This is a genomic window from Streptomyces sp. NPDC091377 (assembly GCF_044757045.1).
Taxonomy (GTDB): domain Bacteria; phylum Actinomycetota; class Actinomycetes; order Streptomycetales; family Streptomycetaceae; genus Streptomyces.
Genome location: NZ_JBIVUE010000002.1, coordinates 163,784 through 188,213, shown reverse-complemented (window position 1 = coordinate 188,213; position 24,430 = coordinate 163,784). Strand labels below are relative to the sequence as shown.

Annotated in this window: 17 protein-coding genes; 11 read left to right on the top strand and 6 right to left on the bottom strand. The window is 73.1% G+C overall.

All coding sequences use genetic code 11. The annotated features are described in order from the left end of the window. Window positions 1–119: 119 nt before the first annotated feature. The 3 genes from ACIQNG_RS05050 (at window position 120) to ACIQNG_RS05040 (ending at window position 4,153) form a co-directional block, all read left to right on the top strand. Window positions 120–1,163 (top strand): NlpC/P60 family protein, encoded by a 1,044-nt coding sequence (locus ACIQNG_RS05050; protein WP_401482646.1) that lies wholly within the window; start codon window positions 120–122, stop codon window positions 1,161–1,163. An 86-nt stretch (window positions 1,164–1,249) separates the two neighbouring features. Further along, window positions 1,250–2,398, top strand: a complete 1,149-nt coding sequence (locus tag ACIQNG_RS05045; protein ID WP_401482645.1) for a hypothetical protein — start codon at window positions 1,250–1,252, stop codon at window positions 2,396–2,398. 153 nt (window positions 2,399–2,551) lie between these two features. Continuing rightward, window positions 2,552–4,153 (top strand): glycosyl hydrolase, encoded by a 1,602-nt coding sequence (locus ACIQNG_RS05040; protein ID WP_401431180.1) that lies wholly within the window; start codon window positions 2,552–2,554, stop codon window positions 4,151–4,153. Between the two features lie 79 nt (window positions 4,154–4,232). Here ACIQNG_RS05040 and ACIQNG_RS05035 read toward each other — a convergent pair whose 3' ends face one another. Then, a complete protein-coding gene (locus ACIQNG_RS05035; protein ID WP_401482644.1) occupies window positions 4,233–8,156 on the bottom strand; it encodes a BTAD domain-containing putative transcriptional regulator in 3,924 nt (1,307 codons plus the stop codon). 137 nt (window positions 8,157–8,293) lie between these two features. Between ACIQNG_RS05035 and ACIQNG_RS05030 the strand changes: the two genes are divergently transcribed. After that, complete coding sequence (locus ACIQNG_RS05030) at window positions 8,294–9,961, top strand: hypothetical protein (RefSeq protein WP_401482643.1); 1,668 nt, start codon at window positions 8,294–8,296, stop codon at window positions 9,959–9,961. An 85-nt stretch (window positions 9,962–10,046) separates the two neighbouring features. After that, window positions 10,047–11,000 carry a phosphotransferase family protein gene (locus tag ACIQNG_RS05025; RefSeq protein WP_401431188.1) on the top strand — a complete coding sequence of 318 codons (954 nt, stop codon included), beginning with the start codon at window positions 10,047–10,049 and terminating at the stop codon, window positions 10,998–11,000. Window positions 11,001–11,080: 80 nt separating this feature from the next. Here the strand turns inward: ACIQNG_RS05025 and ACIQNG_RS05020 are convergent, their stop codons facing one another. The 5 genes from ACIQNG_RS05020 to ACIQNG_RS05000 all read right to left on the bottom strand — a co-directional run bounded on the left by ACIQNG_RS05020 (window position 11,081) and on the right by ACIQNG_RS05000 (window position 19,164). Further along, window positions 11,081–14,011 carry a hypothetical protein gene (locus tag ACIQNG_RS05020; protein ID WP_401482642.1) on the bottom strand — a complete coding sequence of 977 codons (2,931 nt, stop codon included), beginning with the start codon at window positions 14,009–14,011 and terminating at the stop codon, window positions 11,081–11,083. A 2-nt stretch (window positions 14,012–14,013) separates the two neighbouring features. Then, window positions 14,014–15,861: an HSP90 family protein gene (locus ACIQNG_RS05015; RefSeq protein ID WP_401482641.1), complete on the bottom strand. Its 1,848-nt coding sequence runs from the start codon at window positions 15,859–15,861 to the stop codon at window positions 14,014–14,016. 151 nt (window positions 15,862–16,012) lie between these two features. Beyond that, window positions 16,013–16,999: a hypothetical protein gene (locus ACIQNG_RS05010; RefSeq protein WP_401431195.1), complete on the bottom strand. Its 987-nt coding sequence runs from the start codon at window positions 16,997–16,999 to the stop codon at window positions 16,013–16,015. Window positions 17,000–17,227: 228 nt separating this feature from the next. Next, on the bottom strand, window positions 17,228–18,511 hold the full coding sequence (locus ACIQNG_RS05005) for a sensor histidine kinase (protein ID WP_401482640.1): 1,284 nt from the start codon (window positions 18,509–18,511) through the stop codon (window positions 17,228–17,230). Next, entirely contained in the window at window positions 18,508–19,164 is a 657-nt protein-coding gene (locus ACIQNG_RS05000) for a response regulator transcription factor (RefSeq protein ID WP_401482639.1), read from the bottom strand. The genes ACIQNG_RS05005 and ACIQNG_RS05000 overlap by 4 nt, the downstream gene beginning before the upstream one ends. Window positions 19,165–19,360: 196 nt before the next feature. Here ACIQNG_RS05000 and ACIQNG_RS04995 point away from each other — a divergent pair, with 196 nt between their 5' ends. From ACIQNG_RS04995 to ACIQNG_RS04970, 6 genes are all read left to right on the top strand, one after another. After that, on the top strand, window positions 19,361–19,921 hold the full coding sequence (locus tag ACIQNG_RS04995; RefSeq protein ID WP_401482638.1) for a hypothetical protein: 561 nt from the start codon (window positions 19,361–19,363) through the stop codon (window positions 19,919–19,921). Next, entirely contained in the window at window positions 19,918–21,051 is a 1,134-nt protein-coding gene (locus ACIQNG_RS04990) for a peptidoglycan-binding protein (RefSeq protein WP_401482637.1), read from the top strand. The genes ACIQNG_RS04995 and ACIQNG_RS04990 overlap by 4 nt, the downstream gene beginning before the upstream one ends. After that, window positions 21,048–21,743 (top strand): ABC transporter ATP-binding protein, encoded by a 696-nt coding sequence (locus ACIQNG_RS04985; RefSeq protein ID WP_401482636.1) that lies wholly within the window; start codon window positions 21,048–21,050, stop codon window positions 21,741–21,743. The genes ACIQNG_RS04990 and ACIQNG_RS04985 overlap by 4 nt, the downstream gene beginning before the upstream one ends. Before the next feature lie 71 nt (window positions 21,744–21,814). Then, on the top strand, window positions 21,815–23,020 hold the full coding sequence (locus ACIQNG_RS04980) for an ABC transporter permease (RefSeq protein ID WP_401483035.1): 1,206 nt from the start codon (window positions 21,815–21,817) through the stop codon (window positions 23,018–23,020). 107 nt (window positions 23,021–23,127) lie between these two features. Further along, on the top strand, window positions 23,128–23,586 hold the full coding sequence (locus tag ACIQNG_RS04975) for a MarR family winged helix-turn-helix transcriptional regulator (protein ID WP_401482635.1): 459 nt from the start codon (window positions 23,128–23,130) through the stop codon (window positions 23,584–23,586). A gap of 176 nt (window positions 23,587–23,762) precedes the next feature. Further along, entirely contained in the window at window positions 23,763–24,410 is a 648-nt protein-coding gene (locus ACIQNG_RS04970; RefSeq protein ID WP_401482634.1) for an isochorismatase family protein, read from the top strand. Window positions 24,411–24,430: the final 20 nt, after the last annotated feature.

The window sequence follows — 24,430 nt, the reverse complement described above, 5'->3', positions numbered from 1 at the left end:
GCCCTTTCCGCCCCCACAACGGGCCCCGGCCTCCGGTCGGTTCCCGCCGCCTTGAACCACCGTGCCACGCGGTCCCGTTGTGAGGACGGACCACACCTACGAAGGGAGCCAGGGCCCCGATGACTCGGACGCCGCGCGCACAGCACCGCCGGGCGACGGCGGTCGCCGCGCTGACCCTCGCCCTGACGGCGGCGGCCGTCCAGCCGGCCCGGGCGGAGCCCGGCACCCTCGAAGAGGTGCGCGCGGAACTCCAGCGCCTGTACCACGACGCGGCGGTCGCCACCGACAAGTACAACGCGGCCGACGAGAAGGTGACCCGGCAGTCGAAGCGGGTGCGCACCCTGCGGACGCAGGTCGGCACGGCCGAGCGGAAGCTGAGCCGGCTGACCTCGCGGGCCGGGGCGGCGGCCCGCGCCCAGTACCGCTCGGGCACCGGCGCCAGTCTCCCCGCCGAGCTTCAGTTCGTCCTCGCCGAGAACCCCGAGGCGGCCCTCGACGGTGCCACCCGGGCCCGCCAGGCGCAGCAGGGCACGATGGACGTCGTCGCGGCGCTCGTGACGACCGGCGAGGAACTGCGCACCCGGGCGGACGAGGCGTCCGACGTGCTGCGCCGGCTGAAGGCGAACCGCCGGGCGAAGGACACCGAGCGCGAGAAGGTCGAGCGGCGCATCACCGAGGCCGAGCGGCTGGAGGACTCACTGGCCGCCTCCCAGCGCCGGGAACTGGACGGCCTGGACACCAGGGACGCGAACGCGGCCCAGGACCGCTGGCTGGACACCGGTGCGCTGGACAGGGCCGGCACCACCACGACCGCCGCCGGGAAGAAGGCGGTCGAGTACGCCGCCCGGCAGCTCGGCAAGCCGTACATCTGGGGTGCCGAGGGCCCGGGCGGCTACGACTGCTCCGGGCTGACCTCGCAGGCGTGGCTGTCCGCCGGGGTCACCATCCCCCGCACCTCGCAGATGCAGTGGCAGGGCCTGACCCGGATCCCGGTGGGGTCGATGCGCCCCGGCGACCTGATCGTCTACTACGACGACGCCAGCCATATCGCCATATACATCGGCGACGGCGAGATGATCAACGCCCCCCGGCCGGGCCGGAACGTGACCATCGCCCCGGCGGGCTCCATGCCGATCCTCGGGGTGGTGCGGCCGGGCGCCTGAGCCGGGTGGGACGGCGCTGAACCGCCGCCCGGGCAGCCGACGTTGTGCCTGCCGTCCGTTCCCTCTGGTTGGAAAGGAAGGGTCACATGGCTGGTTCGCACCCACACGAGTCATCACGGCGGGAGAGACACGGCGAGAACGCGTCGCGGAGGTCGTCGCAGGGCTCCTCGCAGCGCAGCGCGCCGCAGGAGGGTTCGGCACGGCGCCGTTCCTCGCAGGAGGAGTCGGTGCGGCGGCGCTCGCCGCAGGAGGGTTCCGTACGGCGCCGGTCGCCGCAGGAGGAGTCGGTGCGGCGGCGCTCGCCGCAGGAGGGTTCCGTACGGCGCCGGTCGCCGCAGGAGGAGTCGGTACGGCCGGCGTCCTCGAACGGCAGTGACGTCTCCGTCGCGAGCTGGCACTCCGCCTACGTCGTCCAGGACCCGGCCACCGGTGCGCAGCGGCTCACCGACAACGACCCGCAGTACGCCCCACCGCCGCCGGTGCCGCAGAACACCCCGGAGCTGCCCGCGGACGCGGACGCGGGTGTCTACGCGTCCAACTACGGGGACGGGACGTTCTTCGCGGTCTCCCGCGTGGCACAGAGCGTCAGGATGTGGGTCCAGGAGGCGACCCAGTGGGTCGGGCTGGAGCAGAACCAGAAGCTCCTGCGCGACCTGCTCCTCGACTTCACTCCCAACACGTTCCAGGGTGCCGCTTCCATCTGGACGGACCACGAACTGCCCCTCCAGGTCGCGGGGGGCGTCGCGGGGTTCGGGGTGAGCGCCCGGGACTTCAGGGCCGGCTACCAGCATTTCCAGGAGACCGGCGAGATCTTCACGATGAACAACTTCGCCGGCGCCTCCCGCGCCACCGCCACGGTGCTCAACATCACGAGCGCCGCGACGAAGCCGACCCATGACCTGCCCTCCCGGCTGACCGGGGCGTTCGGCTCCCTGTCCGCCGCCTTCGCCGCCGGGCTCGACGTGGCGGCCAGCAACACCGGGCGGCAGACGTCTCAGCGGCAGGCGCACCGGCCGCAGGAACGGGAGGACGTCGGGAACGAGCGCGGCGGGCACGAACTGCGTACGCGCGCCGAGGGCCCCCGGGCCGAGGTGTCCAGCATGGCCGCCGCGCGCTCGACCGGGCTGGACCTCCGGCCGGGCCGGGCGGTCACCGCCCCGGTCACCGGCGACTGGACCGAGGCACGATCCGGCGCCCGGCGACAGGGCCGGCGGGGCAGGCAGCCGGGCACCTAGCGGCACCGGACCTCGGCGCTTCCCTCCGCACCTGACGCACGGCACTGCCTGCGGCCGTCGCGTCTCCGCGACCGACCGACCCACCGACCCCTACGGCAACCGACCCCCACGAGCCCCACGGAAAGGGCACGCTCCATGCTCTCCCTGCGCCGTATGCGCAAACGAACACAACTCCTCCTCGCCCTGCTGCTGGTGATCGTCGGTGTCACGGGGACCACCGCGGCGATCCAGTGGCACCAGTCCGGCAACACCACCATCAACAGCGAGAACGCTTCCGGCGGCGCCGATCGCACCGTCACCTTCCAGAACCGCACCGACAGTGCCATCTGGGTCGGCAGCACGGTCAACGCCGACGGTTCGGCGGTCCTGACCGGGCTGCCGAAGATCGACCCCGGGCAGTCGGCGACCATCACGATCCCGGAGAACTCGGGGGCCGGTCACTGGCGCGGCAAGTTCTTCGCGCGCCAGGGGTGCAGCGGCGAGGACGGCTCCACCTTCAAGTGCGCCGTCGCGGACTGCGGCCCGTACGCCGACCGCTGCTCCACCGGTGAACAGCCCGCCAGTCTCGCCGAGTTCAATTTCGACCCGAAGGACGGCCTGGCGCCCTGGTACAACGTCAGTTACGTCAACGCCGTGTCCGTGCCCATCACCATCACACCCGACGGTGTACAGGTGCCGGAAACAGGCTCCTGCTCGGTGATGGGCTGCGCGGTGGACCTGCTGTCCGCCTGTCCGGCCGAGAACCTCACCAAGGACCCGTCGGGCAAGGGCCTGGTGTGCGTCAACCCCAACCGGGACGCCAAGACCCCGTACAGCGACGCCATGACGAAGATGTGTCCCAAGGCGTACGCCTGGTCGAAGCACGACACGGAGCAGGGCAACGAGGTCGTACGGCAGTGCTCCGAGTGCACCGGCATGACCGTCGCCTTCGGCACCGGCGCCGCCCCCGCCGGCGGCGGTGAGGGTGGTCAGCCGGACCAGCCGACCGACCCGCGCAACACGGTGGAGCGCCCCGGTGACAACGCCGGCACCTCCGCCAAGGGCATCAGCCTCAACCCGGTCGACGGCGCCGCCCAGGCGCTCACCGACTCCGGCGCCTCCTGGTACTACAACTGGGCCTCGTCCTCCGGTCAGGTCACCAAGCCGGAGGGCGTCGAGTACGTCCCGATGATCTGGGGTCCCGGCTCGGTCACCGACGCCGAACTGGGCGCGGCGGCCAAGGAGGGCACCACGCTGCTCGGCTTCAACGAGCCCGACCACGGCGGACAGGCCAACATGTCGCCCGAGCAGGCCCTCGACCTGTGGCCCCGGCTCCAGGCGACCGGCCTGCGCATGGGTGCCCCGGCGGTCGCCACCGGCGCCGATGTGGCGGACGGCTGGCTGGACCGGTTCATGAAGGGGGCCGAACAGCGCGGTCTGCGCGTGGACTTCATCCCCGTGCACTGGTACGGCGCCGACTTCGGTCCGGACGCCGCGAACCAGCTCCGCGGCTATCTCCAGCGGATCCACGACCGCTACCAGAAGCCGATCTGGCTGACCGAGTACGGCCTGATCGACTTCTCCTCCGGCACCCCTCGCTACCCCGGCCAGGAGGAGCAGGCGGCGTTCGTCAAGTCGTCGACGGAGATGCTGGAGGGGCTGGACTTCGTGGAGCGGTACGCGTGGTTCACGCTCTCCACGCAGACCAGCCCGACCGGTCTCTACGACGGTACGACCCCCAACGCCTCGGGACAGATCTACCGCGAGGCGGGCTGAGGGTCCCCGTGACCTCCGGCTGAACCGTCCCCACCCGCGCCCCCGTGGCACGGGTGGGGACGAGCCGGGGGGCCGTGCGTCACAGCCGCCTGAGCCTCTCGCGGATCAGCTCGGCATCCGGGTGCCCGAACTCCGCCAGGATCTCCAGCGCGCGTTCCCAGCTCACCCGGGCGGCCCACGGGTCACCGGCGGCCAGTTCGACATCACCGAGGTTGCCCATGGTGTGGCCCTCGCCCCACCGGTTGCCGACCAGGTGATGGGTCTTCAGCGCCTCCTCGTAGTAGGAGATCGCGGTGCTGTGCCGTCCGAGGCGGCTGTGCACCGTGCCGAGGATGTCGAGGGTGATGCCCTCGACCCAGCGGCTGCCGTGGGTACGCAGCACCCCCAGCGCCCGCTCCAGGGAGTCGATGGCCTCCTCGTACCTGCCCTGCCGCTGATAGGCGTCGCCCAGGTTGGCCAGGGCGATGCCCTCGCCCCAGGTGTTGCCCAGCGCCCGGTTGAGGGCCAGCCCGCGGCGGATGTACTCGACGGCCTTGCCGAGGTGCCCGACGTGCAGATGGGCGTCACCGAGGTTGGCGACCGCCGCCACCCGGCCGTACGGATCCCCCAGTTCCCGGAAGACGGCCATCGCCTGCCGCAGATGGTCGATGGCCTCGTCGTACCGGCCCGAGTCACGCAGCGCGGCGGCCGTGTCCGCGAGCCCGCGGGCCTCGCCCGGCCGGTCGTGGGCGGCACGGGCGGCGGCCAGACCGGTGCGCGAGGTGTCGAGCCAGTCGCTCTGGTGGCTGCGCAGATAGAAGAACCCCCACAGGACGGCGGGCAGCCGCCAGGCGATGCCGTACCGACCGGACCCGGCGGCCTGGTGGACGGCGCCGACCAGGTTCGCCCGCTCGTCCTCGCACCACTGCAACGCCCGGTCGTGGGTCGCGAACTCCAGCGGCACACATCCCTCGGGGAGCGGTTCGAGCGGGATGCGGCGGCGGTTCGGGGTGAGGTGCGGGTACGCGGCGTCGGCGGTGTGGAGATACCAGGCGAGCAGCCGATCGCGGGCCCGGTCCCGCTCCTCGGCGCTCTCCTCGGCCTCGACGCGCTCGGCGGCGTAGACCCGGATCAGATCGTGCAGGGTGTAGCGGCCGGGGAAGTGCTCGGTGAGCAGATGGGCCCGGGTCAGCTCGCCCAGCAGCCGGCGGGCCTCCTTCGCGGCGAGCCCAGCGAGAGCGGCGGCGGCGGGCGCGGACAGATCGGGACCGGAGTGCAGGCCCAGCAGCCGGAACAGCCGCGCGGCCGGGGCGGACAGCGCCTGGTACGACCAGGAGAAGACCGCCCGTACGTCGGTGGTGATGTCCTCGTCGTCGGCGGCGAAGGCGTCGAGGCTGCCGTGGCTCTCCCGCAGTTCCTCGGCGACGACCGCGAGCCGGAACCCCGGGTGGGCGGCGGCCTGGGCGGCGACGATCGCCAGCGCCAGCGGCAGCCGGCCGCAGCGCGCGACGATCTCCTCGACCGCCTCGGGCTCCGCCGCCAGCCGCCGGGTACCGAGCCGCCGGGCCAGCAGTCCGTACGCCTCCTCGGCCGTGAGCTGGTCCAGGGTCAGCGGGTGGGCCCCCTCGCCCACGACCAGTCCGGTGAGCCGGTTGCGGCTGGTGACGATGACCAGACAGCCACGGGCCCCCGGCAGCAGCGGCCGTACCTGCTCGGCGTCGCGGGCGTTGTCGAGCAGGACCAGCATCCGCCGCCGGTCGAGCAGACTGCGGTAGAGCGCGGCCTGGGCCTCAAGACCGGCCGGTATCTGCTTCGGGGGGACGCCGAGCGCGTCGAGGAACACCCGGATGGCCTCCCCCGCCACCACGGCGGAACCGGTCGGGTCGAAGCCGCGGAGGTTGATGTAGAGCTGTCCGTCGGGGAACCGGTCGGCGATCTCATGGGCCCAGTGCACGGCCAGGGCGGTCTTGCCGATCCCGGCCATTCCGGCGATCGCGGTGATCAGCACGGTGGCCGGGGTGGTGCCCTCCTCCGGCAGCAGACCGCGGATCTCACCGAGTTCCGCGTGCCGGCCCACGAACGTCACCAGATCCGCCGGGAGTTGGGCAGGTCGGGCGAGCGGCGGGGTGCTCGGCGGGGTGGGTTGCGGGGCCTGCGCGAGACCGGGCGGGGCCACGGTCTCCCTGGGGGATGCCTGGCGCCCCGAGGGGGTGAGGCAGGACTCCGCCGTCGGTGCGGGGGACGGGGTCGCGGGCGGGGGTGCGGCCGGGGCCGGGTGCTGCCGCTGAGCCGGCACGGTGGGCGTGCGCTCCTCGCCGGGGGCGGCGGCCGGTACGACCCTCCTGTCCTGGGTGCGGGAGCCGGGGGCGGGCGAGGACCGGGGCACGACACGGGGCTCGGCCCCGACCCGGAACCGCCCGGCGACCCGGGGCTCGGAGTCGGGGCGGGGCTCCGGCCGGACACCGGGATCGGAGCCGACGGGGGCTTCGGGCCGGGCTCCGGGAACGGCATCGGCAGTGCCCTTGCCATCAGCGTCGGGGTCGGGGTCGGTCGGGGGCTTCGGTACGGCAGGGGGCTCGGGGCGGAACCGGGATCCGGGTCGGACCCGGGGGTCGATGCCGACCCGGGGCTCGGAACGGACCCGGGGCTCCCGGGCGGTCCCGGGCTCGGGGCCGGCTTGAGGCTCGGGTTCGGCCCGGGCCCTGAGGTCGGCCCGGGACGGGCGGTCGGCCCGGGACGCGGGCTGGAGCCGAGCGGTGGGAACCACCCCGGGCGCGGACCCGGCGGGGTCGACGGGCCCGACGGAGTCGGCGACGTCGGCGGAGTCAGCGACGTCGGCAGCGCCGGCGGGACCCACCGGACCGACAGGATCGGCAGGATGGACGGGGTTGCGGGGATGGACGGGGTCGGCGGGATGGGTCCCGGGTGGGGCGCCCGTCCGGGACGCGGGTTGCGCACCGGGCGCAGGGCCCGCCTGACGCGCGGGGCCCGTGGGGGGCACGGGGCCCACCCCGGTCACCTGACCCGGGGTCGCGCGGGAGGTGGCATCGGGTGGCGTGCGGCCCCTCCCCGGCGTGGGGTTGCCTCGCGATGTGGGGGTGCTCCCCGACCGCGGAGTGCTCCCCGACGGGGAGTCGCTCCCTGACACCGAGTTGCTCCGTGGCAGCGGGTTGCTCCGTGACGGGGCGTTGCCCCGAGGTGTCCGGCGCGGCTGTAAGACGTCGTCCGGAGCCGACCGGCCCGTCACCGCGGGGCCCTCGGCCGTCAGCAGCCGATCGTGCAACTCCCGCAGTGCCGGACCGGGCTCGATGCCCAGTTCGTTCATCAGGGTCCGCCAGGTCCGCCGGTAGACGGCCATGGCCTCGGCCCGTCGGCCGGACCGGTGCAGCGCGAGCATCAGCAGCCGGCTCAGTTCCTCGCGCAGCGGGTGGCTGCCGGTGAGGGAGATGAGTTCGGGCACTACCTCGCTGTGCCGACCGAGTTCGACATCGATGTCCAGCCGGGTCTCCAGGGTGGCCAGCCGGACCTCGTCGAGCCGGGCGCGCTCGGTCTCGACCGCGGCGCCGGGAAGCCCGGCGAGCGCCGCTCCCTGCCAGGCGTCGAGCGCGGTGTGCAGCAGTTCCCCGGCCATGGACACCTCACCCGCCGCTCTCAGTCTGCGCGCCTGCGCGACCCGCTGCTCGAAGACGATGAGATCGAGGGCGCCCTCCGTGAGGCGGACCTGATACCCGTCCCCGACCGACACGATGACCGGCGCGGCGCCGGGGGCGTCACGGGCCGGCTCCACGACCTTGCGCAGCCGGGACGCGTAGGTCCGCAGCACTGACACGGCTGCCGCGGGCGGCTCGGTACCCCAGACGGCGTCGAGGAGTTCATGGAGTGCGACCGGACGTCCTCTGCAAATGAGGAGCGTCGCCAGCACCACGCGCTGCTGCGGCGAACCGAGGTCCAATTCCCGTCCGCCTCGCCAGGCCCTCACCGGCCCCAGGACAGCGAAACTCACCAGGTTTTCTCGGGCGTTCACCCGCGGCACTTTACTCACCCACAGGTACCCGAACGGTGCCCCGTCTGTCACAGACACGTCACGCGGACAGGCCCGTTGAACCGTTCGGTGGGCGGGGGCCGTTGCGGTAACGCGGAGAACGTCAGAAGGGAATGTGCATGAGCCGGGGTGAAGAGAACGACGAGCCCATCACGGGGGACGACCACTTCGCGGTGGTCATCTCCGGCGACGGCTCCGCCGCCATCGACGGCGAACCGGTACGGATGGCGGAGGGCCAGTCGTCCGACACCGCGATCCTCGACGCGCTGCACGAGCGTGCTCGCAGCCGCGACACGCCCGTGACCGCCACGATCGCCGATCCGTCGGCGGCGTACGTGGCCCATATCGAGGTCTTCCCGGACGGTTCGAGCCGGCTCCTGGAGCAGCGGGAGGTACCGAGTGCCGCCGCCCCGGGTGAGATCGAGTTCGATCTCGACGACGGGCCGGACGGCAACGACGACGACGATTCCGGCGCCGTCGATTCCCAGGACGCGGATCCGGAGCACGGCGTTCACGTGAACGCGCCGGGCGTGGAGGGGGAATTCGAGGGCGAGGCGCACGACGACGAAGGGTACGAGAGCGAGAAGCACGACAGCTCGAAGTACGAGAGCGAAGGGTACGAGAACGAGGAACTCGATGGCGACGACCTCCGGGCCGGGGGTTTCCGGGACGACGACGTGGACGAGGCGTCGTACACCCTGCCCGAGCCCCCACCGCTGCGGGCCCCGGACACCGGACGGGACCACGAGGACGACGCCGACCACCCGTTCGCGGAGGACCTGGACAGGGACGGGGACAGGGACCGCAACGGGGACAGGGAGCCGGATCTGGACCATGAACCGGACCCGGCGCCGGAGTTCAGTACGCCCCCGGACGTCCGCCGTACCCCTCCCCCCGCGCTGATCAGGAGGCTCGACCGCAGGAACGCGTCCCGGCAGTCGGACGACGAGTACGAGCCCGCCGGTCTGCTCCAGCGTCCCTTGGTGATCGCCCCGGCGGCGCTGGGGGTGGCCGGGATCGTGGTCGTGTCGCTGGTGATGCTCGGCAGCGGCGGATCGGGCGACGACCCTCAGCAGGCGTCGGCCCGTGCGAGCGACCGGACCAGCGAGAGCCCCGCCAAGGACACTCCGGTACCCACCTTCTCGGTGTCCGTCAGTTCACCGTCCAGTTCCCCTTCGGCGTCGAAGAGCAAGAAGGCGAAGAAGAGCGACAAGCCCAGCGAGGCGGCCAAGCCCCCGGCCCCGGTGAGGACGGTGACCGCCACCCCGCGCGGCGGGGTCGCCACGGTGACGCAGAAGCCGGCCGTCGAGACGGCCGCCACCGCGGTGAAGCGGCTGGCGAAGAGCGACCCGTCCGGACGGCACATCTGCTACCGGGCGTATGTGTCGGGGCAAGGCTGGCAGAAGCCGGTGTGCGACGGCACGCTGGCCGGTACGACCGGCCAGAACAGGCCCATCAAGGCCCTCAACATCGCGTCGTACGGCGTCGACGGCTCGGCCGCCAACGCGGTCCGTCACGACCCCGGTTCGACCAACGGCGAGGGCAGGTGGGCCCCGAGCTGGACCGCCGTCACCGGCGACAGCAAGAACATCTACATCGGTGACACCTCGGCGAAGTACATCACCGGACTGGCCATCAACACCGGCAGCGGCAAGATCTGCCCCAACGCCAGGGTCCGCGGCTACGACTGGGGCAACCAGGGCTGCGCCGACCCGCGCCCCGCCTTCGCCTTCGCCGGCTCCATGGAGAACGGCCGCTGGCTGGAGGCCGTCAAGTTCACCGTGTAGGCACCAATGCCACCTCCGGGACGTGGACAGCGGCATGCGCGGGAAAGGATTGGTTGCCCGTCCGTGCCGCTGTTAGCGTCCCCGCGTGAGGAACGACGGCGGTGAGTCAGTGTCCGAGAGGGTGGCCCGGGCGGTCCTGGGTGAGTACGGGGTCGACCCCGATGGCGTGGAGCGGGGCCGGGGGTGGACCAATCTCACCTGGCTGGGTGAGGAACTGGTCGTACGGGTCGCCTCCCGGCCGGGAGCAGCGGATCTGCTGCGCGAGACGCGGCTGTTGCGGCTCCTTCCCCCGGAGGTCGGCTGTCCGCCCGTGGTGGACGCCGGGGTGCGGGACGGCCATGAGTGGGTGCTCACCCGTCGGGTGCCCGGGGTGAACCTGGAGGAGGTCTGGCCGTCGCTGGACGCGGTGGCGCGGGCCCGGGCCCTCGGGCAGATGTGGGAGCGGGCCCGTCACATCCACCGGGTCGACACGGCCGCCGCCGCCCCCTACGCACGCTCCCGGTCGCCGTTCTTCGCCGGGAGCCCCGCCGCGGCGACGGCCTCCCTCGACCGGCTCGTCGGCGCGGGCCTGCTGACCGCGCCCCAGGCCAGAACGCTGGGCGGTGTCCTCGACCGGTTCTGGGCGGCGCTCCCCCACGCGCCCGAGGTGCTCGATCACGGTGACTTCTGCGCGCCCAACACCCTGTGGCACGAAGGGAACGTCGTCGCGCTGCTCGACTTCGAGTTCGCCGTCGTCGCGCCCGTGACCGTCGATCTCAACGAGGCCGTCAAGATGGCCTTCGTCCCCGGCGGGCCCGCCGGCCTCGAACCGCTCCAGGAGGTGGTCCGGCGGATCGCCGCGAGCACCCTGGACCTGCCGGGCGGCCCCGAGGTGCTCGTGGGCCACGCCGTCATGCTGGAGACCTGGGTGCTGGAGAACGAGCTGGCCTCGGAGGACCCCGACGAGAACGACCGGGCCGATGCCACCGCCCGGCTCACCGCCTTCGCCGAACAGGACGGCGGACTCTACGCACCACTCCTCGCCGACCTGCGACGCTGAGGCCGCTGTCGCCGCCGGACGGCGGGCCGCGCCCGCGCGCCACGGCGCCGCCGTCCGGGAAGGTGAGCGTCCGGCCCGCCCTACTCCTCGTCCCGCAGCCTCGCCACCAGCGAGGACAGTGACGCGGTCTCCTCCGCGTGGCCCCGGGCGGTCAGCAGGGCCACCGCCGCGTCCAGCCGGGCGAGGGCCGGGGCGGAGCGTTCCAGGTAGATGCCCTCCACGGCACCCGCGAGACGGACGCACTCGGCCCACTCACCGGCGTGGTCGCCGTCCTCCGCGCCCGGTTCACCGAGCAGGGCGAGGGCCTTCTCCAGGGCGGCCAGGGCGTCGTCGTAGCGGCCCGCGTAGGCGTTGACCCGGCCGTGTTCGTAGGCCAGGGCCGTCTCCAGGGACCGGCTCCCGCGGACCTCGTACCCCGCCGTACGCGCCTCGTCGGCGATCCGTCCGGCGTCGGCGAGACAGGCGAGCGCGTCGTCCAGACCGTCCTCGCCCTGCTGCTCGGCCTGGAGCCGGGCGAGTTCGCGCAGACAGCTGCTGAGCTGCTCGTAGCGCGGGGTCCTGGCGTGGGCGGCGAGGGCCTGGTCCACCGCCGCACGGGCCCGGTCGAACGCCCCGGCCTCGCCCAGGAGTACGGCCGTCTCCCCGGCGATCATGGCGTGGCTGCCGGGGTCGTCGTCCCAGTCGGCGGACTCGGCGGCGAGGGCGACGAACTCCGCCGTGGCGGCGGTGCGGTCGTCCCCGGCGCGCAGGGCGCGGGCCCGGGTCAGCCGCAGTTGGGCGAGGAGCCGGTCGTCCAGTTCCCCGGCGACGACGTCCGGTTCGGTCAGCAGGGAGTCGAGCAGCGCGATGCAGTCCTCGACGCGCCCGAGGTCGAGGCTGAGCTGGGCCACATTGCTGTAGGTGCAGAAGGCGTCCGTCCGGCTGCCGCGCCGCAGGTCCAGTTCGGCGGAGCGGTTCAGCTGGCGCAGCGCCTCGTCGGGGCGGCCCAGGCGCATGCTCGCCTCGGCCAGGTCGCCGTGCATCCGGGCGGTCCCGGCGGTGTCGTCGGGCCATTCGGCGGCCCGTCGCAGCCCCTCCGTCAGATCGGCGTGGGCGGCCTCGGCGTCGCCGAGGCCGAGGTGGAGCCGGCCGCGCAGGCTGAGGGTGCGGGGCAGGTGCCAGTGCGGGCCGTCGGCCTTGAGCCGGTCGATGAGGGTGTCGGCCTCGGCGACGGCGGCGGGCAGATCGCCGGAGATGGCGCGGGTGCCGACGCCCAGCAGCAGGGCCCCGGAGATCTGTACGGGGAGGTCGTGCCGGGTGGCGAAGGTGTGCAGCAGGTCCGCTTCGGCGAGGACCGGCGCGAGGTGCTGCTCGTTCCCCGTCACCTGGAAGCGCAGTCCGAGCGCGGTGGCGCGCAGCCGCAGCAGACGGGCCTCCTGGTACGGGGGCAGGCCGGGCGTCTCCTCGTGCAGCCGGAGGATGGAGGCGTGGGCGGCGGTCAACGCGGCGGCCTTCGCCTCGGCACCACCGCCCCCCTCAGCGGCAGCCGCCCCGGGGGCTTCCGGCGCCTCGGCGGCGGACAGCAGGGCGCAGGCGCGTTCGACAGCCGCCAGACCCCGCTCTCCGGCCTCGTCGTGGAGGGCGGCGGCGACGGTGAACTCGTCCCGGTCGCCCGCCCGGCCGGCCTCCTCGGCCAGCAGGTCCGCGCGCAACCGGACGGGCGGGCCCACGGCGGGGTCGTCGGGGTGGGTGTGGTCGGGGGCGTCGACCAGGGCGCGCAGCCGGGCCCAGCAGGCTCGGGCGTCCGGATGCCCCTGCTCCTCCAGGGTCCGTGCCCGGATGATGAGTTCCGTCAGCGACTCGGGGACGTCCTGGGCGGGGGTGGCGGCGACGGGCGCGGCCGGGGCGGCGGCGTCGAGGGTGACGGTCCGCAGGGTCAGCTCCAGTGCGTCCAGCAGCGGTTCCCGGTCGAGCCGGGCCCTGCGGCGGTCGCTGTGGGCGGTGGTGCCGTTACGGGTGTCGAAGCGGGCGGCGAGCGCGTCGGCGCGGTCGCGGACCTCGGCGCGCAGGGCGGTCACCGTCCAGGTGCGGCCCGCGGGTCCGGCGGCGGGCAGGTCGCCGTGGCCGAGGAGTTCGACGCGCTGGAGGAGGACCTCCACGCCGGTGAGGAGGGCGAGCAGGTCCAGCGGCGACTCGACCTCGTCGAACAGGGTGCGGTTCTCGGCGAGGAGTTCCAGGCCGCGGGCCTCGTTGCCGGTGAGCGCGCAGAACTCCAGATGGCGGCCGACCTCCGCGGACATCGAGGCGGTGCGGCGGGACGCCCGGTAGCCGGCGAGGTGCAGTTCGCGGGCCTGCTCGGTGCGGCCGGTGCGCAGCAGGGGCAGCAGCGCGTAGGAGATGGAACGGGCCGGTTCCTCCTGGCAGGACTCCTTCCCGGACAGCACGGGCTCCCAGGTGCGCAGCGCGCGCCGGTCGTCGCCCGCCGCGAGGTGGTACAGCGCCTGCTCGCAGATCTCGCAGGCTTCGCAGTCGCTGTACTGGGTGCGGGAGCGGCCCGCCCACAGTTCGTAGGCGAGGGTGGTGTCCTCGCCCACGTGGACGGCGAGTTGGTACGCCTGTCCGTAGTAGGGCTGGAGTCCGAGGTCGGCCTTCTCGTAGCGGTCGCGCATCTCCGTCAGCCACTGGCGCAGGGTGGCCAGCGGTATCTCCGGCAGTTCGCGCAGGGAGTGGGCCACCCATTTGAACCGCCAGAACAGCTGGTACCGCATGCGGGCGTCGAAGAGGTCGGGCTGTTCGTCGAAGAGGGTGAGCAGCCGGGCGAAGACGACGGGTGACTTACGGGGTTCGGAGCCGTAGTTGTACGCCTCCTGGAGTTCGAGGAGCGCGATGATCAGCGTTCGGGGGTCGTCGAACTGCTCGGCGGCCTCGGCCAGTTCCTCCGCGGTGACGGTGCGGGGGCGGCCGTAGGGACGCTGGTCGTTCTCCGCGAGCGCGTCGCGCAGTTCGTCGGCGGTCTGGGGTGCGGTCGGCATCGTCAGCTGTCCTTGCGGAGGGCGTGGGCGAGGAGGTCGAGGAAGGAGCGGTTGATGAGGCTCGACTCGGCGGGCCTGAGGGGGCGCCGGGAGAGCATCGCGGCCTGCCCGTAGAGGGCTTCGGCGCTGGTGCGGGCCAGTTCCGGCTCGTCGATGGCGACGGCGGTGCGGACCAGCGGGTTGAGCTGGTTGAGGATGAGCTGGGCGCGTGGTGCCTCGTGGCGCAGGGCGCCGAGGATGTCGCCCCACACTCCGCCCTGCTGCTCGCGGGCGAGGCGGGAGCGGGTGCGCTCGTGCCGTGCCTCGCGGTGGTCGAGGAGGAGTGCGGGGGCCGAGGCGGGGTGGAAGGTGCGCAGCGCCACGTCGCAGTCGAAGACGGCGAGGGCCTCGCGGGCCAGGGTGAGATAGGGGCTGGCGGCCAGTTCCGTCTCCCGGTCGACGGGGTCGAGATGGGCGGTGAGGGTCGCCGGATCGAGGTCGGCGACGGTCACCTCGGGCCGCAGTTCGGGGAGCCGGTGGACGAGGTCGCGGTCGTAGGTGTAGCCGCCGTTGACGACGCCGAGCCCGGCGGCCGAGGCGATGGCGGCGACCTGCCGGAACTCCTCCACGCTGGAGGTGACGAGCACGGTGGGGTGGGTGCGGGCGAACTCGTCCAGGGTGGTGTGGCCGTCCGTGGTCTCGAACGGCAGCCAGGGCAGCAGCATGCGCAGGATCTCGTCGTCGTGCACGGCGAGCGACTTCACGGCCAGGTGGTGGGCGTGGAGGAAGCGGGCGAGCAGGTCCGGGTCGCTGGCGGCGATGCGGGCGATCCATGCGCGCAGTCGTTCGGCGAGGGCGCCGCGGACCGCGGCGAGGGTGTCGTCCTCGTAGAGGGATTCGCGGGAGGCGGTGGGCCGCAGGCTCTCGGCGTCGACCACGCAGCGGACGAAGAAGGCCCACTCCGGGAGGATCTCCTCGGCCTGTTCGGACAGCAGCATGCCCTTGATGTGGACGCGGTGGCCGGTGCGGCGCCCGGTGGGCACCTGCTCGGCGAGGACACAGGCGATGCCCTTGAGGCCGACGGCCGGGAGGTCCAGCTCGATGGTGTCGAGCGGGGTGAACCCGAAGACCTCCTCGCCGTAGGCGGCCAGCGCCCGGGAGCGGGCGCCGGGGGTGGGGTGGACCTGGGCCCAGGGGGCGGGTTCGGGGTTGACGGGGACGCCCGGGCCGCCGGTGCCGTCGTCGAAGGTGACCGGGTGCCGCAGCAGGGAGCCGAAGTGCCGGGCCAGTTCGTGCACCTGGGCCGGGCGGGTCCATCCTCCGGCGTCGGCGCGCGGGGTCAGGGTGACGGTGGTGCCGGGGCGGGGGCGGGCGGAGGAGGGCAGGGTGCGGACGGTGTAACTGCCGTCGCCGCGTCCGCGCCACTCCACGACGGGGGCGTCGGGGGTGCGGGCGGAGCGGCTCAGGACGTGGATCTCGTCGGCGACGAGGAAGCAGGAGAGCAGTCCGATGCCGAACTGGCCGATGAAGTCGCCGCGTTGTTCGGCGATCCGCTCGGCGCGTTTGCTGCTGCGGCCGATGGTGGCGAGGAAGGTGTGTACGTCGGCTTCGGTGAGCCCGACGCCGTCGTCCTCGACGCGGACCACCGCCCCGTCGGCGTACAGGCGGATCCCGAACGCGTCGGCGGGCGCGGTGGGTTCGAGGGTGTGCCGGGCGGTCAGCGCGTCCACGGCGTTCTGGAGGAGTTCGCGCAGGTAGACGCGGGGGCTGGAGTAGAGGTGGTGGGAGAGGAGATCGACCAGGCCGCGCAGATCGACCTGGAACGTACGGTCGGCGTCGGGCGAGTCGGGGGCGGTGCGGCGCAGAGGCATCGGGCAGTCCGGGGTGGGTGGTCGGTGAGCGGGAGGGGGCGGCACGAGGGGTCGAGGTGACCGGGTGCCGGGCGGGCGGGGCGGCGAGGCGGCGGGCCGGTGGCCGGGCGGGCTCGCGGGGCCCCGGGGGGGGCGGACGCCGGGCGGCGGCTCAGGCGTGGCGTCGGAAGCGGGCGTACGCCTTCTCCGGCTCCGGCATGTACTCCCAGGGCCATTCGGTGCGGGCGCCGTCCAGTGCGTGGAAGACGCGGGAGGTGACCACGCTCTCGGAGGCCAGCGACAGGGCCATGGCGAAGGTGTTGAAGTCGTGCTGCCAGCCCGGGCCGCGCTCGTAGGCCGGGTGGAGGATGCTGCGGCGGGCCGCCTCCCTCAACTCCTCCTGGATCTCAGGGGTGTCGAGGCACTCGCCGTCGTCGGACTCCACCCACTCCTCGATGTGGGCCATGGCGATGACACAGCCGAGGCGATGCCCCTCGGGCGCGCGGGCCGCCACCTCACGGGCGTACGCGAGGGCCTGTCCGGGCTCGCCGTTCCACCGGGGCTGGAGGTACGACAGCCACGCGACGTGGGTCTCCAGGTCCAGGGGGTCGCGGCGCAGGGCGGCGTCGAGCCGGTTCTCGTTGACGACACGGCCCAGCGACATGCCGCGGCCGGAGGTGAGGAGCTGACGCCAGGGGGTGATCCACTCGGGCCGCAGTTCGGCGGCCTCCAGGAGGTGTTCCTCGGCGATCTGGAGGCGTTCGTGGAAGACCCGCCACTGGTCGCGTGTGACGTGGACGGCCCGTGCGGCGGTGCGGGCCTCCCAGCCCCAGTGGATGTGGCGGGCCCCGGAGATCAGCAGGGCGGTCGCCCGGTGCTCCTTGTCCTCCGCGACGGCCCGGCCGATCCAGTCCTGTACGCCGTCCAGATCGGTCAGTTCGCCCAGGACCCGGTGGTCGCGACCGAGGTCGAAGGGGGCGCAGGCCGCCTTGACCGCCTCCCAGTCCCCCGCCTCGGCCGCCTCCACCAGGCCCAGCACCCGGATGTCGCCGAGCGCGATCAGCAGGTACGTCCCGTTGCGCCGTCTGCCCCGGACGGGAATCGCGTGCGGATCCGCCGGCGGTCTCTCCGCACCCCTGCCGAACAGCTTCCCCAACATGCCGCGCCTCCCCTGGTCCTGCTTGATCGTTTCGCCGCAGCATAAGGGGTGGCGCCGCCCCCTCCTCCACAGGGTTTTCACCGGTGCTTCACGGGGTGGTCGGGTCCGTCTTCCGGTGGGTCACCCCGACGCCGCCGAGGACGCCGACTACCGGCTGGACCGGATCTTCCTGGACGGGTCCGCCGCCGGTCGGGGGCACGGGGGCGACGACCTCGCGCGCGGGTGACCCTACGGCGTCCCGTCGGACGGCTCTCCCGGAGCGGACAGCGGTGTCATGGGCAGGGTCACGGTGACGGTCAGCCCGCCGGAGTCGCGGGGGACGGCGGTCACCGTGCCCTGGTGCGCGTGGACGATCGTCCGCACGATGGAGAGGCCGAGACCGGCGCCCTTGGCGGTCACCAGGCGTTCGGTGCCCAGTCGGCGGAACGGTTCGAAGAGGGTGGGTATCTCGTACGGGGCCACGGTGGGGCCGGAGTTGCCGACCTCGACCACCACGGTGCCGTCGGTGTCGGTGCGGGTGGTGACATGGACGTGACCGCCGCGCTCGACGTTGTGCCGGATGCTGTTCTCCACCAGGTTCTGGACTGCCCGTTCCAGGAGCAGGACGTCGCCGCGGGTGGGGGCGGTCTCGCAGGCGTGGGTCACGGTGATCCCGGCCCTTCGGGCCTCGGGACCGCTCTGGACGATCACATGGGCGGCGATGTCGGCCAGGTCCACCGGATGGGGTTCGGGAAGGTGGTTCTCCGCCCCGGCCAGCAGCAGGAGACCGGCGATCAGCTTCTCCTGCCGGGTGTTGATGTCCAGCAGGTCGGTGCCGAGTCGTCTGACGTCGTCCGAGGCGGTGCGGCGGTGCATGGCCATCTCGACCAGGGCGCGGTGCAGGGCCAGGGGTGTGCGCAGTTCGTGGCTGGCGTTGGCGACGAAGCGGCGCTGGCCGTCGAAGGAGCGGTCGAGGCGTTCGACCATCGCGTCGAAGGTGTCGGCCAGGTCCTTCACCTCGTCGTCCGGGCCGCCCAGCGCGATACGTTCGTGCAGGCCCCGGTCGGCGGCGGGGGCCGCCGCGATCCGCCGGGCGGTGTCGGTGACCCGGTGCAGGGGGTCCAGCACGCGGCCCGCGATCAGCCAGCCCAGTCCGGCCGCCACACCGCCGACGATCAGCAGCGCGATGCCGCCCTGGGTGATGAGTGAGGTGGTCGCGGCGGCGTGCAGGTCGTCCTGGGTGTCCTGGAGGAACCGCTGGGCGTCGTCGCCGGTGTAGGTGCGTCCGTCCGGGCCGGTGAGGGTGGGCCCCGCCGAGCGCGTCGGCCCGCCGCCCGACGGCGCGGACGGGGAGCTGACCTCGGTCCTGCTGATGTCGGCCTGGAGGCGCTGGTTGAACAGGGCGTAGGTGGTGCCCAGCAGCAGCACCCCCGCGACCAGGAACAGCAGTCCGTGGACCAGGGTGAGCCGGGCCCGCAGGGTGATACGGCCGGGGCGCGGCCGACGGGACGTGGTCGTGCTCGGCACGTTCATGGGATGCGGTACCCGACTCCTGTGACGGTCTCGATGACGGGGGGTTCGCCGAGTTTGCGGCGGAGCTTGAGCACGGTCACCCGGACCACGCCCGTGAAGGGGTCGGTGTGCTCGTCCCAGACCTTCTCCAGCAGCCGCTCGGTGGAGACCGCGGCCCCGTCCGCGCGGAGCAGTTCGGCGAGGACGGCGAACTCCTTCCTGGCCAGGGCGACCTTGCGCCCGTCGCGGAAGACCTCGATCCGGGCGGGGTCGAGGGTGATGCCCGTGCGATGCAGGACCGGGGTGGTGACCGGACGGGAGCGGCGGCCGAGGGCCAGGACACGGGCGGCGAGTTCGGGCAGCGCGAACGGTTTGGTGAGGTAGTCGTCGGCGCCGAGAGACAGGCCCGCCACCCGGTCGGTGACCTCGGCCGAGGCAGTGAGCATCAGGACCCGGGTGTCCGAGCCGGAACCGACGAGACGGCGGCACACCTCGTCCCCGTGCAGCCGGGGGAGATCCCGGTCCAGCACCACCAGGTCGTAGTCGTTCACGTCGAGGCGCTCCAGCGCGGCCAGTCCGTCGTGGACCACGTCCACGGCATGGGCCTCGTCGCGCAGCCACTCCGCGATCACGTCGGCGAGCATCGCCTCGTCCTCGACCACCAGCACCCGCATGCTCCGTGTTCCCTCCGCTCGGGGCGGGCCGCTCCCCCTGCGGCACGAGAGGCCCCCGGGCCATGGTCACAGAACGGGGTGTTCCTTTCTGTTAGTGATCCCGACCGCCGGGCGGTAACAGTGGGTTAACACACGTCCCGGTTGCATCACCCTCGGGAGCCGGCGTCCGGCCGGCCCGAGAGGGATGGATGACCTGATGGAACCGGTACGTACACGGACCCGGGCCGCGCTGGTGGCGCTGCCGCTCGCGGCCGTCCTGGCTCTGACGGGCTGTGGAGGGAACGACGGCGGCGACGGCGGGGTCGCCTCGGCGGGCGGGGACAGGAAGGGCGGCAACAGCACCGGCGCCGAACCCGGTCTCGGCCAGGAGGAGACGGCCCAGAAGTTCGCCGAGTGCATGCGCGAGAACGGCGTCGACATGGCCGACCCCAAGCCCGGTGAGGGCTTCGACCTGGACATGGACGGTGTCGACAGGTCGAAGGCCGAGAAGGCCATGGAGGCGTGCCGCCAGTACGAGCCCGTCGAGAACGGGGCGAACGACAGGGTCGGCAAGGAGACGGAGGAGAGGCTGCGGAAGTACGCGCAGTGCATGCGCAAGAACGGCGTGGACGACTTCCCCGACCCGATCCCCGGCGGCGGCCTCCAGATGGACCGCTCCCTCCAGGACGACCCCGACTTCAAGAAGGCCGACGAAACCTGCAAGGGCCTCCTCCCCGGCGGCGGCAAGAGCGACCTGAACTCCCAGGAGGAGGGGTGAACGAGCGCGGTGTGGATCCCTCCGCGCCCGCCGGGGAGGGGACGGTTCCCCGGCGGGGGCGTCAGCGGCGGGCACGGCACGCGGCGGTCGTGCTTGTCGTCATGGCCGCGGGCAGTGCCCTGGCGTTCGCCCTGCTCGACAGCGGCGGGCGCGGCGAAGACGGCGGGCAGGCGGGCGAGTTGCCGCCGAGGACCGCCCCCGTCACGCGCGGGACGCTCAACGACGCCCAGCGCGAGGACGGCGAACTCGGCTACGGCTCCACCGCCGGGGCGGTCAGCCGGGTGGCCGGCACCCTCACCGCCGTACCGTCGGCCGGCGCCGAAGTCACCCGCGGGCGGGCCCTGTTCACGGTGGACGACCGGCCGGTGACGCTGATGTACGGCTCGATGCCCGCCTATCGCGCGCTGAAGGCGGGCACGGAAGGCAAGGACGTCGAGCAGTTGGAGAAGAACCTGGACGCGCTCGGCTACGGCGGGTTCACCGTCGACCGGGAGTACACCACCGGCACCGCGGCGGCCGTCGGCCAGTGGCAGGAGGACCTGGGCCTGACGGAGACCGGTGTCGTGGACCTGGGCCGGGTGGTCTTCGCCGACGGCGCCGTCCGGGTGGACGGGGTCTCGGCCGCGAAGGGCGAGCAGACCGCCCCCGGCCAGGAGGTGCTGACGTACACCGGCACCACCAAGGTCGTCTCGGTCGACCTCGACCCCGGCGACCAGCGGCTGGCCGAGGAGGACGCCGCGGTCGGCGTCGTACTCCCGGACGGCCGGGAGGTGGGGGGTGTCATCGACAAGGTCTCCACCGTGATCGAGGAGGGCGACGGACCCGACGAACAGGCGCAGACGAAGATCCGGCTGGTCGTGAAGCTGAAGGGCGCGAAGGCCGTGAAGGCCGCCGCCGCCTTCGATCTGGGCGCGGTGGGCGTCGACTTCACCGCCGGCGAGCGTGAGGGGGTCCTCACCGTGCCGGTCGCCGCGCTGCTCACCCTGGCCGAGGGCGGCTTCGGGGTGGAGGTCGTCGAGGGCTCGACCTCCCGGTACGTACCGGTCACGACGGGCCTCTTCGCCGACGGCCGGGTGGAGATCACCGGCGACGGGATCACCGAGGGCCTGAAGGTCGGGATGCCCAAGTGATCACCCTGGACCGGGTCACCAAGACCTATCCCGGCGGGGTCGTCGCGCTGAGCGAGGTCAGTCTGCGCATCGGGCCCGGGGAACTCGTCGGCATCGTGGGCCCGTCGGGCTCCGGCAAGTCGACCATGCTCAACCTCCTCGGCACCCTCGACCGGCCCACCTCCGGCACCGTGCACCTCGGCGGCCATGACATCGGCGCGCTCTCCGACGCCGGGCTGTCCGCGCTGCGGGCCTCCCGGATCGGCTTCGTCTTCCAGCAGTTCCACCTCGCCGCCGGCACCCCGGCGCTCGACAACGTCGCCGACGGGCTCCTCTACTCAGGACTGCGCGCCGGTGAACGGCGCCGCAGGGCGGAGGCGGTGCTGCGACGGGTGGGCCTCGGGCACCGTCTGGACCACGAGCCGCACGAACTGTCCGGCGGCGAGCGCCAACGGGTGGCCATCGCCCGCGCGGTGGCCGGCGAACCGGCGCTGCTGCTCGCCGACGAACCGACCGGCGCCCTCGACTCGGTGTCCGGGGCGGAAGTGATGCGGTTGCTGCGCGACCTGCACGCCGGGGGCACCACCGTCGTCATCATCACCCACGAGCGGGCCCTCGCCGACGGACTGCCACGGCAGGTGCGGATGCTGGACGGGCGGGTGGTCACCGACTCCGCACGGGACGACGTCCACGCCCCGGAGGTGAGCCCATGACCCGCGAGCCCATGAACGGCCGGCCCATGACCGGCGCGTCCCTGACCCCTGATCCCACGACCCGTCAGGCCATGGCCGTCGAGGAGCCGCGGCCGGCCCGGATGCGGCCCGGCGATGTGCTGAGGGTCGGCGGGGTGGGGCTGCGCACCCGCCCGCTGCGGGCCTTCCTGTCCGCCCTCGGCATCGCCATCGGTATCGCGGCGATGGTGGCGGTGGTCGGTATCTCGTCGTCGTCCCGCGCCGACCTCGACCACACCCTGGACGCGCTGGGCACCAATCTGCTGACCGTCACCCCCGGGGAGACACTGGTCGGCGGGACGGCCAGTCTCCCGAAGACCGCCGAGTCCATGATCGGCCGGATCCGTCCGGTGGACGCGGTGTCGGCCGTCGGCAAGGTGCCGAAGACGAACATCTACCGCAACGGGAGGATCCCCGAGGCGGAGAACAACGGTCTCGCGCCCTACGCCGTACGCACCGACGTCCTGTCCACGGTCCGCGCGAGGCTGCGCAGCGGTGTCTGGCTCAACGCGGCGACGAGCCGCTACCCGGCCACCGTGCTCGGCGCGACCGCGGCCGAACGGCTCGGCATCGGCCGCGCCACCGCCGAGACACGGGTACTGATCGGCGACCGCTGGTTCACCGTGGTGGGCATCCTCGAACCGGCCCCGCTGGCACCGGAGTTGGACACGGCGGCGCTGATGGGCTGGGCGGCGGCGGAGCAGGAGCTGGACTTCGGCGGACACCCGACCACCCTCTACACCCGCTCCGCGGACGCCGACGTCGAGCAGGTCGCCTCCGTCCTGGCCGGTACGGCCAATCCCGAGGCGCCCAACGAGGTCACCGTCTCCCGCCCCTCCGACGCGCTCGCCGCCAAACAGGCCGCGGGCCGGGCCTTCACCGGACTGCTGCTGGGGCTGGGCGCGGTGGCCCTGCTCGTCGGCGGGGTCGGGGTCGCCAACACCATGGTGATCTCCGTGCTGGAGCGCCGCGCGGAGATCGGACTGCGCCGCTCGCTGGGCGCCACCCGCGGCCAGATCCGTACCCAGTTCCTCGCGGAGTCCCTGCTCCTGTCGGCACTGGGCGGGCTCGGCGGCGCCGTCCTGGGCACGGCGGCCACCACCGGCTACACCCTCTACCAGGGCTGGCCGACGGTCGTCCCGCCCTGGGCGCTGCTGGGGGGCGTCACCACCACCCTCACCATCGGCGCCCTGGCCGGCCTCTACCCGGCGATCCGCGCCTCGCGCCTCTCCCCGACGGAGGCGCTGGCCGGCGGCTGACCGCGGCCGGGCGGCGACGACACCCCGCACCCCTCGTCGGCCCGCGCGCGACCCTCGCGGCGCCGGTGCCGGAGAATGGTGCGGGTTTCGTCGTGTGAGGAGTGCAGATGCCGGAAAGCGGGCCGGTCGTGTCCCGGGCGTTCAAGGTCGGGGTGTGGCGGTCGTTCATGGAGGTTCATCAGCGGGTGCTGACGGAGATCGCCCGCGCGCTGGACGATCGGCACCGGCTGTCGGTGAGTGAGTTCGACACGCTGGTGAACATCCCCCTGGACGGGGTCCGGCTCAAGGATCTCGGGAAGCGCACGGTGGTGACACAGAGCGCGGTGAGCAGGATGTGCGACCGGCTGGCCCGGCGCGGACTGCTCACCCGCACCCCCGTCCCGGAGGACCAGCGGGGCGCGCTGATCCGCCTCACCGACGAGGGGCGCACCCTGCTGAGGGCGGCCGTGCGGACCAACGCGGAGGTGGTCGAGAAGACCTTCTCCTCCCGGATCTCCGACGACGACCTGGTGGCGCTCCAGGGCCTGCTGGCGCGGCTCGCCCCGGACGTCGGCGCGGAGCAGTGACGTAGCTCACGCCACCTGAACCGTTCCACCGGAATGGAAACCCCCACTCCACCGTTTGGATGATTGCGCACGCAACAAGAAGTGCAGCGGAAAGCGCACCGAGAAGCGCGACAGAAAGCGCACGGAAGCGCCTCACAGCGCCTCACTGCGCCACACGGAACGAGGAATCCACCACCATGAGCGACAACAGCTACCTCACCGACCGGCTCACCCCGGAGAACACCGGGATCCTGCTGGTCGACCACCAGACCGGGCTGATCGTCGGCGTCCAGGACCACGACCAGAACGAGGTCCGCCGCAACGCCCAGGCGCTCGCCCGTACCGCCAAGGTGTTCGGCCTGCCGATCGTCGCCACCACCTCGGCCCCGCAGGGCCCCAACGGCCCCCTGCTCCCCGAGCTGGTGCGCGAACTGCCCGACGGCGCCCCGCTCATCCACCGCAGCGGTGAGGTCGACGCCTTCGACGACCCGGCGTTCGACGCCGCCGTCCGCGCCATGGACCGGCCCAACCTGGTCATCGCCGGCGTCATCACGGACGTCTGCCTGATGTTCGCCTCGCTGTCCGCCCTCGGCCGCGGCTACAAGGTCCACGCCGTGACCGACGCCTCGGGCACCACCAACAAGCTCGCCCGCGAGACCTCACTGCTGCGTCTCCAGAACGCCGGTGCCACCCTCAACAGCACCGTCGGTGTGATCTCCGAGCTGCTGCGCGACTGGAAGAACCCCGGCGGCCCCGGCACCGCCGACATCTTCAGCACCCTCGCGATGCCGTTCTACGGCGCGGTCAGCGCCGGCCACGCCGCCGCGAGCGGCAACGGCAGCTGACCCGCGGCGACTGATGCGAG

Bases quoted from the DNA above. Each gene is read 5' to 3' on its own strand.
- ACIQNG_RS05050 (WP_401482646.1), top strand. From the start codon at position 120: ATGACTCGGACGCCGCGCGCACAGCACCGCCGGGCGACGGCGGTCGCC.
- ACIQNG_RS05010 (WP_401431195.1), bottom strand. From the start codon at position 16,999: ATGTTGGGGAAGCTGTTCGGCAGGGGTGCGGAGAGACCGCCGGCGGAT.
- ACIQNG_RS05030 (WP_401482643.1), top strand. From the start codon at position 8,294: ATGAGCCGGGGTGAAGAGAACGACGAGCCCATCACGGGGGACGACCAC.
- ACIQNG_RS05000 (WP_401482639.1), bottom strand. From the start codon at position 19,164: ATGCGGGTGCTGGTGGTCGAGGACGAGGCGATGCTCGCCGACGTGATC.
- ACIQNG_RS05045 (WP_401482645.1), top strand. From the start codon at position 1,250: ATGGCTGGTTCGCACCCACACGAGTCATCACGGCGGGAGAGACACGGC.
- ACIQNG_RS04995 (WP_401482638.1), top strand. From the start codon at position 19,361: ATGGAACCGGTACGTACACGGACCCGGGCCGCGCTGGTGGCGCTGCCG.
- ACIQNG_RS04980 (WP_401483035.1), top strand. From the start codon at position 21,815: ATGGCCGTCGAGGAGCCGCGGCCGGCCCGGATGCGGCCCGGCGATGTG.
- ACIQNG_RS05020 (WP_401482642.1), bottom strand. From the start codon at position 14,011: ATGCCGACCGCACCCCAGACCGCCGACGAACTGCGCGACGCGCTCGCG.
- ACIQNG_RS05040 (WP_401431180.1), top strand. From the start codon at position 2,552: ATGCGCAAACGAACACAACTCCTCCTCGCCCTGCTGCTGGTGATCGTC.
- ACIQNG_RS04975 (WP_401482635.1), top strand. From the start codon at position 23,128: ATGCCGGAAAGCGGGCCGGTCGTGTCCCGGGCGTTCAAGGTCGGGGTG.
- ACIQNG_RS04970 (WP_401482634.1), top strand. From the start codon at position 23,763: ATGAGCGACAACAGCTACCTCACCGACCGGCTCACCCCGGAGAACACC.
- ACIQNG_RS05005 (WP_401482640.1), bottom strand. From the start codon at position 18,511: ATGAACGTGCCGAGCACGACCACGTCCCGTCGGCCGCGCCCCGGCCGT.
- ACIQNG_RS05015 (WP_401482641.1), bottom strand. From the start codon at position 15,861: ATGCCTCTGCGCCGCACCGCCCCCGACTCGCCCGACGCCGACCGTACG.